We start from the raw sequence: 2,665 nt of genomic DNA, 5'->3' as shown, positions 1-2,665 counted from the left end.
TGGACTACCTTACATTTAAATTCTGCACTATATTTTGCCATAAAAAGACCCCCATAAGTTAGATTCCTTGGTCTAACTTATGGGGGTCTCTACAAATTCCTAGTCAACGGATCTTCCACACTATTTATTATTCTGTGTCCTCACTGAGCTCTACGCGCTCACGAGCGTTTTTTTTTCGGCGATAGCGGATATACATGACTGCAATGACCACCGCACAGATACCGACGAAGACGAGACTGGCCGTATGACCATACGCCAACATGATCTGCCAGCTCTTGCCGAGCATCATGCCGGCTGCCAAAATCAGTGCCGTCCAGGGCAGTGAACCAGCAAAGGTCAGCATCAAGAATTTCTTCATATCTACATGAGCAAAACCTGCCGGTAACGAAATGAACGTGCGCACAACCGGCAGCATACGGCTGAAAAAAACCGCCTTGAGACCATATTTATCAAACCAATTCTGCGCAATGTCGACATGACTCTTCTTGACGAAAAAATAATGACCATATTCGTCGACAAAAGTACGTCCACCTTTATGACCTACCGCATAAGCAAAAATCGAACCTGCCATACCTCCGACCATACCAGCAGTCAGCGCACCGGCAAATGTCATCTGGTCAGCGAAAATAAGGTACCCGGCGAATCCCAGAATCAGCTCGCTGGGAATCGGAATGCAGGCATTCTCTGCCGCCATCAGAATAGCAACGGCCACATATCCCCAAGAAGCGATGAACTCCAAGAACAACGTCGAAAAATGTTCCATTCTTACTGAATCTCCCTTTCTCTACTCAAAACCTCAATACTACCGCCTATTATACTGCATAAATCTGAAAAAGCAAGGTGGAAATCCGCACTCATAACAGTGCCTTCACCAGCCCAGCTATGCCAAACACAAGGAAAATCCCCGCAGACAACAGCCGCATCTGACGGGCTGGCAAACGGCGGTGCAGCAGCGCCCCAGCCAGAATCCCCAGACTATCCGCCACCAGCATCCCCAGCAGCGCCCCTAGCAGCACGACCTGCCACGCCCCTTCATACTGCGCAGCCATAGCCATCGCAGCAAACTGCGTCTTATCTCCCATCTCACCGACGATAAACGTCATGGCCACCGTAAGCAACGGCCCAAACCGCGAATCATGGGCTTCCTCTTCTTCGTCATCGTCACCGCGCAATGTCCAGATACCAAAGCCAAGGAACAACAAGGAAGCAAAAATCGCCATAAGATGGGCCGGTATGAGCTCACCAGCCAAAGCCCCCACAGCCACCGCCAACGAATGTACCACCAAAATCCCCAGCGTCATCCCCGCAAAAACCTGCTTCCATTCGTACTTGGCCGCAAAAGCCATGACGAGGAACTGGGTCTTATCGCCCATTTCCGCGAGGAAGACAATCAGGAACGAAGCCAACAGCGCCTCCACCAACATCTCTCCTTCACATTCTTGTATAATACACAAAAAGACCTCGGTACTAAGTACACAAGGTCTCTACTTGCAAGTGGTGCCTCCGAGCGGAATCGAACCACTGACACGGGGATTTTCAGTCCCCTGCTCTACCAACTGAGCTACAGAGGCAAAATGGCGACCCGAAGGGGACTTGAACCCCTGACCTCCGCCGTGACAGGGCGGCATTCTAACCAACTAAACTACCGGGCCATATGATAAAATGGTGGCTCACCCGGGATTCGAACCCGGGACACCCTGATTAAAAGTCAGGTGCTCTACCAACTGAGCTAGTGAACCAGGTGAGCAGAATATCTCTAGCAAAGTATAAACTGGATCAACTGATACGTCACTCACAGGACATTATTATACGGATAAACGCTATTCTTGTCAACACATATTTTTCAAGAAATCAAAAAAGACGCCCAAAGGCGTCTTTAAATGATTTTGCTCAGTTAAGGCTTTCAACGTATTTCTTGAGTTCTTCAGCGGCTCTCGTCACGCGGGACAGGTTAGCCGTGATCTCCTCCGTCGAAGCAGCCTGCTCCTCACTGATCGAACCGGTCGTTTCGATGGATTTGGAAATCCCCTCAACCGCCTTGTTCATCTCATTGAGCGTCGACTGGATCTTCTCCGTTGCCTCACGGGACTGCTCAGCCAGCTTTCTGACCTCCTCAGCAACGACAGCGAAGCCGCGGCCCTGCTCACCGGCACGTGCAGCCTCGATAGCCGCATTGAGACCCAGAAGATTCGTCTGGCCAGCAATGTTCGTGATGAAGTCAATGACCTTGATCGTATCGGCATTCTTCTCCTGCAGGAACTTGGCCTGCTCAACCGATTCCTGCCCAGCCTTAGCAAGAGCACTTGCACTCTTTGCAACCTGCTCAACAGCTTCATAGACTGTCTGCGTCGACGTAGCAATCTCCTCAATCGATGACGTCAGCTTTGCGTTAATATCTTCTCTGCTCATGGTATCCTCTGCCATTTATATTCCTCCCCATTCCGATCACAAAAAATTGGTATATTCCCAATGAAAACGCTACAATATATCCTTGCTCTATTCTTATTCCACATAAACGGCGAAAAACCTTCTAGCCGTAAAAAAAAATAAAAAAGACATCCACAACGTGGATGCCTTTCGCTTAACTGGCAACTCCCTATCCTCCCAGTCCGTCTCCAGACAAGTACTTTCGGCGTATATGTGCTTAACTACTGTGTTCGGTATG

The 2,665-nt window shown here is 49.5% G+C and carries 3 protein-coding genes and 3 tRNA genes; all 6 read right to left on the bottom strand.

The genetic code is table 11. The features are described from left to right. Positions 1-127 precede the first annotated feature (127 nt). The 6 genes from BM181_RS14880 to BM181_RS14855 all read right to left on the bottom strand — a co-directional run bounded on the left by BM181_RS14880 (position 128) and on the right by BM181_RS14855 (position 2,424). Positions 128-763, bottom strand: coding sequence for a DedA family protein (locus tag BM181_RS14880; protein ID WP_075445878.1), 636 nt, complete (start codon positions 761-763; stop codon positions 128-130). A gap of 91 nt (positions 764-854) precedes the next feature. Further along, positions 855-1,424 (bottom strand): TMEM165/GDT1 family protein, encoded by a 570-nt coding sequence (locus BM181_RS14875; RefSeq protein ID WP_075445877.1) that lies wholly within the window; start codon positions 1,422-1,424, stop codon positions 855-857. Positions 1,425-1,495: 71 nt separating this feature from the next. Continuing rightward, positions 1,496-1,571: transfer RNA gene (locus tag BM181_RS14870), tRNA-Phe, on the bottom strand. Between the two features lie 4 nt (positions 1,572-1,575). Continuing rightward, positions 1,576-1,652: transfer RNA gene (locus BM181_RS14865), tRNA-Asp, on the bottom strand. Positions 1,653-1,663: 11 nt separating this feature from the next. Continuing rightward, a tRNA-Lys gene (locus BM181_RS14860) sits at positions 1,664-1,739 on the bottom strand. Between the two features lie 151 nt (positions 1,740-1,890). Further along, on the bottom strand, positions 1,891-2,424 hold the full coding sequence (locus BM181_RS14855) for a methyl-accepting chemotaxis protein (protein ID WP_075429904.1): 534 nt from the start codon (positions 2,422-2,424) through the stop codon (positions 1,891-1,893). Between the last annotated feature and the right edge of the window lie 241 nt (positions 2,425-2,665).

This window comes from Pseudoselenomonas ruminantium, from assembly GCF_900113715.1.
Classification (GTDB): domain Bacteria; phylum Bacillota; class Negativicutes; order Selenomonadales; family Selenomonadaceae; genus Selenomonas_A; species Selenomonas_A caprae.
The sequence above is the reverse complement of the archived record's forward strand: the minus strand, read 5'-3'. Positions and strand labels throughout refer to the sequence as shown.